A 4952-nucleotide genomic window follows, 5' to 3' on the forward strand; every position below is an offset into this window, starting at 1 on the left:
AGGCGCAGCTGGGATGGGCCTTACATGAAAATTCTTTTGATTGCGGGCGGGTGGTCCACTGAGCGCGAAGTTTCGCTCAACGGGGCGCGCGCCATGCAGGAGGCGCTTGCGCAACGCGGCCATTCGGTAACGTTTTTTGACTTGCTTTCGGGCTTCGATTGTCTGCTTGAGACAGCAGCAGCGCACGATTTTGCTTTCATCAACCTGCACGGCGCGCCGGGCGAAGATGGCCTTGTACAAGCCATGCTTGAGCGGGTGGGCTGCCCCTATCAAGGTTCCGGCCCTGCTGGGTCTTTTTTGGCGCTCAATAAAAGTGCTGCCAAGCAGATATTTCGGCAGGCGGGCCTGCCCACGGCAGACTGGGAATTTTTGCCTTGCGCCCCCGAGGCTGGCTGGCAGCCGCGCTTGCCCTATCCGCTTTTTGTTAAAAGCAATACGGGCGGATCATCGCTACGCATGGGGCGCGCCTGCAACCGGGCCGAGCTTGACGCCGTGCTGGCATCCATTTTTTCCGCTGGCGACGAGGTCATCATGGAACCCGTGCTCGCTGGGCGGGAAGTGACCTGCGGCATTCTGGGCGAGGAAGCCCTGCCGCCCATTCTTATTGAGCCAGTGGCTGGCGATTTTTTTGACTATGAAAGCAAGTACGCCAAGGACGGCGCGCGCGAGATATGCCCCGCGCCCATCAGCGAAGCGCTGACCGCCCGCGTGCAGGAGCTTGCCCTTGCGGCGCACAAGGCTCTTGGTCTGAGCGGCTACAGCCGGGCCGATTTTATTCTTGGCCCGGACGACAGCCTGACCATTCTTGAGGTAAACACCCTGCCGGGCATGACGGCCACCAGCCTTGTGCCGCGCGAGGCACGCACTGTTGGGCTGGACTTTGGGCAGTTGCTTGAAAAGCTCATTGAGCTGGGCATGGCCGACCAGCGCCGCAACTGACGTCGTAACTGATCTTTGCCGGGGCCGTCTGACTGTCGGGCGGCCCCGGCATCGTTCTGCGTAGCGGCCTTTAGGCTGCGGCGCGGTATCCTTTCTGTTTATTCCCTCCCCGTTTCGCGCTGCCTGCCTGTTTCGGGACAAGCTCTGAACTGGTGATCCCAATGCTCAGTAAATCTGCCGCAGGTCACATGGCGGCGCTGTTCTGCATTATCGTGTGGGGCACTACATTTATTTCCACAAAGGTTCTGCTGCGGGCTTTTACGCCGGTGGAGATTCTTTTTTTCCGTTTTTTGCTGGGCTATGCGGCCTTGTGGCTTGCCTCTCCGCGCATGTTGCACATTACGGACAAGCGGCAGGAAGTGCTGTTCGCCTTAGCTGGGCTGTGCGGCGTGACCCTGTATTTTCTGCTTGAAAATATCGCTCTAACATACACGTTTGCCTCAAATGTAGGCGTGATTGTTGCCATATCACCTTTTTTTGCGGGTTTGCTGGCCTTCTGGCTGCTGCGGGCCGAGCGTCCGGGGCTGAACTTCTTTTTGGGCTTTGTGGCTGCCATGCTGGGTATTGGCCTCATCAGCTTTAGCGGCAGCACGCAACTGCGTCTCAACCCTCTTGGGGATGTCCTTGCCGTGCTGGCCGGGCTTTCGTGGGCCGGGTATTCCATTCTGACGCGCAAGCTCATGGCCTTTGGCTATAACAGCCTGATGGTCACAAGGCGGTGTTTTTTCTACGGTCTGTTGTTCATGCTGCCTTGCCTGCCGTTTATGGAATTCCATCTGGGGCTGGAGCGGCTGGAAAACCCGGTCAACAGCATAAATCTGCTGTTCCTGGGGTTGGGGGCGTCCGCCCTGTGTTTTGTGGCCTGGACGTTTGCCATACAGCGGCTTGGAGCAGTCAAAAGTTGCGTGTACATCTACCTTGTTCCCGTTGTCACGGTGATTACTGCGGTTCTGGTGCTGCATGAGCAGATCACCTGGATGGCGGCGCTGGGAACAGCCCTGACGCTGCTTGGATTGGGGATTTCTGAAATGCGCAATTTCAACCTGATGAAAAAGGCGCAGCGTCTGGGCAAGTAGCAGTAGCGCGTTACTGCGCCCATTGATGTATAGGCTTGGTAGCTTTTCATGTGTGGGGATATGGTCGCCGTATCCCCGCTTTTCGTTGCGGGATGCGCAAATGCCACAAGCAACTTACTGAGGGAATTCTGGCGCGGCATGCATTCTCCCCAAAAGGGACAGAGCTCAGGCTAGCCCATCGTGATTGTCCTGACCCAATAAACCCAGACGTCTTGATTATGGATATCTCAATATATCGAAACGGGAGTTGCGGAATGACAAAAAGTCGCATATCACAACCCCCCGGCCTATTTTCAAGGTGATATCATTATACATTGCTGCGGCAGTGCGATGCTGTTCGCAGGGGCTGGGACATGCCTTGCGGTGGCATGTGCGCGGGATGTGGCGTCTTGTAGCAAATTTTCTTCAACTACCAAATATTTTAAGAAAATTAGAGTGTGTATGGAAAGTCTTATTGGCGTGCTGCAACAAATTCAGGAAATTGTCTGGGGCCCCCCAACCATGATTCTTCTCCTGATGACCGGGCTTTATTATACTCTCCGGTTGGGATTTCTTCAGTTTATCCATCTCCCCAAAGCCATCCGCTATATTTTTGAAAAAGAGGAAGGCAGTGTGGGCGATGTCTCCGCATTTGCTTCCCTCTGTACGGCACTGGCCGCAACCATTGGAACAGGCAGTATTGTTGGCGTGGCAACCGCCCTGCGCGTGGGCGGGCCGGGCGCGCTCTTCTGGATGTGGGTTTCGGCTGTTCTCGGCATGGCCACAAAGTATGCTGAAGGCGTGCTTGCCATCAAATACCGCTCCATAGACGAGAATGGCGAAGTGGCGGGCGGTCCCATGTACTACATTGAGCAGGGCATGGGTAGTAAGTGGAAATGGCTTGCCAAGCTGTTTGCATTTTTTGGCGCGGTCACAGCACTGATGGGCTGCGGCACATTCCCGCAGGTCAATGCGATCACGGAATCTGTCAGCAATGCCTTTAATGTGCCGATCCCCATTGTGGGCGCTGTTGTGACCATCGCCACCGCCGCTGTTGTTCTTGGCGGCATCAAGTCCATTTCCAGCGTGGCCGAATTTGTTGTGCCGCTGATGGCGGCCTTTTACGTTGCAGCTTCCGCCTATGTGCTGTTCAACCAGTCGGCGGCGCTTCCCGGAGCTTTTGTTCTGGTTGTCAAGTCGGCTTTTGAGCCGTCTGCCGTGGCTGGCGGCGCTACCGGCGCTGTCATCGTTTCTGTAATGACCGCCATGCGCACCGGCATTGCCAGAGGTGTGTACACCAACGAAGCCGGGCTTGGCAGCGCCCCCATTGTGGTGGCCGCAGCCAAGTCTGATTCCGGCGTGCGGCAAGGCCTGATTGCCATGACCGGCGTATTCTTCACGACGATTGTCATCTGCACCATGACGGGGCTGGTTATTATCACCTCCGGTTTGCTGGAAAGTTCGACGCTGGACGGCGGTATCCTTTCCAACGCCGCATTCAATGCCGGCATGTCCGGCGACATGGGGATGTACGTAGTCTCCATCGGGCTGGTATTCTTTTCGTTTACAACAATCATTGGCTGGAACTACTACGGCGAACGGTGCGTTGTGTATCTGACGGACGGGGTAAAATACGTAATGAGCTACAAAATACTGTATATTTTGTGCGTAGCTGTTGCCCCGTATCTGTCCATCAGGCCTATCTGGTATATGGCCGATATCACCAATGCCTGTATGGCCTTTCCCAACCTTATTGCACTGTTGGTGCTAAGCCCCATAGTCATAGCGGAAACAAAAAAGTATTTTCAATGATTTAAGGCTGTTTGCAGGGGATCTGAAGGCGCAAAAAAAAGCCGGAGAATCCCCGGCTTGAACAGGTCTGTATGCATTTTTAAGGGCATTCCCGCTTGCTGGTGCAAACCGGCAAACAGGAATGCCTTTTTTCAGTTGATTGCAACCGTGAGCGTTTACAGCAGCACGCCCAGTATCAGTGCCGCACCACTGATGAGGTAACATTTGCGCACCAGATGCCCGTGAGCGTCCAGCGGCAGCCAGTCGCCATCCCCGGCAAGGCGGATGCGGCGGCAGGCGGCCAGATAAAAGGGCAGCCCAGCCAGACACAGCACCACCGGCCAGCCCGCCAGCCCTGTTGCCCACAGGTTGCACAGCAGCAGCCATACCAGCGGCCACCACAGGCGAAACAGCAGGAAGGATCCGGCCTTGCCCAGGGTGTTGGCAAGGGTATGCTTGCCTGCCGCCAGATCGGTTTCGATTTCCGGCAGGCTCTGGTAGTACAGCACCCCCGCCACCATCAGGCCCACGGGCAGTGCCAGCGCAAGGCTGCACGGCTCAAAGCGGCCCAGCAGCAAGGTGGCGCTGGCGCTCACCATGATAAAGCCCATGTTCAGGCACACAAATACTTCGCCCAGGGCGCGATGTCCGTAGCGAATGGGCGGCGCCACGTAAAAAACGGCGGAACCCACCGCGAACACGCTCAATGCCCAGAGCGCAGGCCGCAGGGCCGGGGTCAGCCCCAGAATCAGCAGGCCACCCACGGCAAGCGTTGCCGGGGTAAGCAGGAGCAGAACAATGGATAGTTGGCGCGGGCTGATAAGACCGGACTGGATGACGCGCGAGCCGCCGATGTTGTCGCCGCCGTCCACGCCAAGAATATGATCAAAGAGGTCATTTGCCAGATTGGCAATGGTCAGGCCCATAAAGCAGCCAGCCAGCAGCAGGGCGTAGGTTGCCCACTGCCCTGGCCGGATGCTCCCTTGCAGGCGAAAGGTCAGCGCCAGAGCCAGAGTAACCGGAATAGCCGCCGTAATGAAAAAAGGCGGGCGGCAGGCCTGCCACCACGCCCTTGCCTGTTGGCGGAAAGTAAGCTTTGGCGCGAGGGCAGGGCGGGGAACCCATGCCTCGCGCAAAAGATCGCCGCAGCGCATGTTATACGCCTCC

General features: G+C 57.0%; 4 protein-coding genes. 3 read left to right on the plus strand and 1 reads right to left on the minus strand.

The genetic code is table 11. The features are described from left to right. Positions 1 to 24 precede the first annotated feature (24 nt). The 3 genes from VEZ52_RS11120 to VEZ52_RS11130 all read left to right on the plus strand — a co-directional run bounded on the left by VEZ52_RS11120 (position 25) and on the right by VEZ52_RS11130 (position 3806). Positions 25 to 939 (plus strand): D-alanine--D-alanine ligase, encoded by a 915-nt coding sequence (locus tag VEZ52_RS11120; RefSeq protein ID WP_324836869.1) that lies wholly within the window; start codon positions 25 to 27, stop codon positions 937 to 939. Positions 940 to 1100: 161 nt separating this feature from the next. Beyond that, a complete protein-coding gene (locus VEZ52_RS11125) occupies positions 1101 to 2015 on the plus strand; it encodes a DMT family transporter (protein ID WP_324836870.1) in 915 nt (304 codons plus the stop codon). A gap of 441 nt (positions 2016 to 2456) precedes the next feature. Continuing rightward, positions 2457 to 3806: a sodium:alanine symporter family protein gene (locus VEZ52_RS11130; RefSeq protein WP_324836871.1), complete on the plus strand. Its 1350-nt coding sequence runs from the start codon at positions 2457 to 2459 to the stop codon at positions 3804 to 3806. A 155-nt stretch (positions 3807 to 3961) separates the two neighbouring features. On the opposite strand, the gene VEZ52_RS11135 is transcribed toward VEZ52_RS11130, so the two are convergent. Then, on the minus strand, positions 3962 to 4939 hold the full coding sequence (locus VEZ52_RS11135) for a prenyltransferase (protein ID WP_324836872.1): 978 nt from the start codon (positions 4937 to 4939) through the stop codon (positions 3962 to 3964). Between the last annotated feature and the right edge of the window lie 13 nt (positions 4940 to 4952).

It is taken from the genome of Desulfovibrio sp., assembly GCF_035644575.1.
Lineage (GTDB): Bacteria > Desulfobacterota > Desulfovibrionia > Desulfovibrionales > Desulfovibrionaceae > Desulfovibrio.

Excerpts from the sequence above, each read along its gene's own strand:
- VEZ52_RS11125 (WP_324836870.1), top strand. The coding sequence starts at position 1,101 with ATGCTCAGTAAATCTGCCGCAGGTCACATGGCGGCGCTGTTCTGCATT.
- VEZ52_RS11130 (WP_324836871.1), top strand. The coding sequence starts at position 2,457 with ATGGAAAGTCTTATTGGCGTGCTGCAACAAATTCAGGAAATTGTCTGG.
- VEZ52_RS11135 (WP_324836872.1), bottom strand. The coding sequence starts at position 4,939 with ATGCGCTGCGGCGATCTTTTGCGCGAGGCATGGGTTCCCCGCCCTGCC.
- VEZ52_RS11120 (WP_324836869.1), top strand. The coding sequence starts at position 25 with ATGAAAATTCTTTTGATTGCGGGCGGGTGGTCCACTGAGCGCGAAGTT.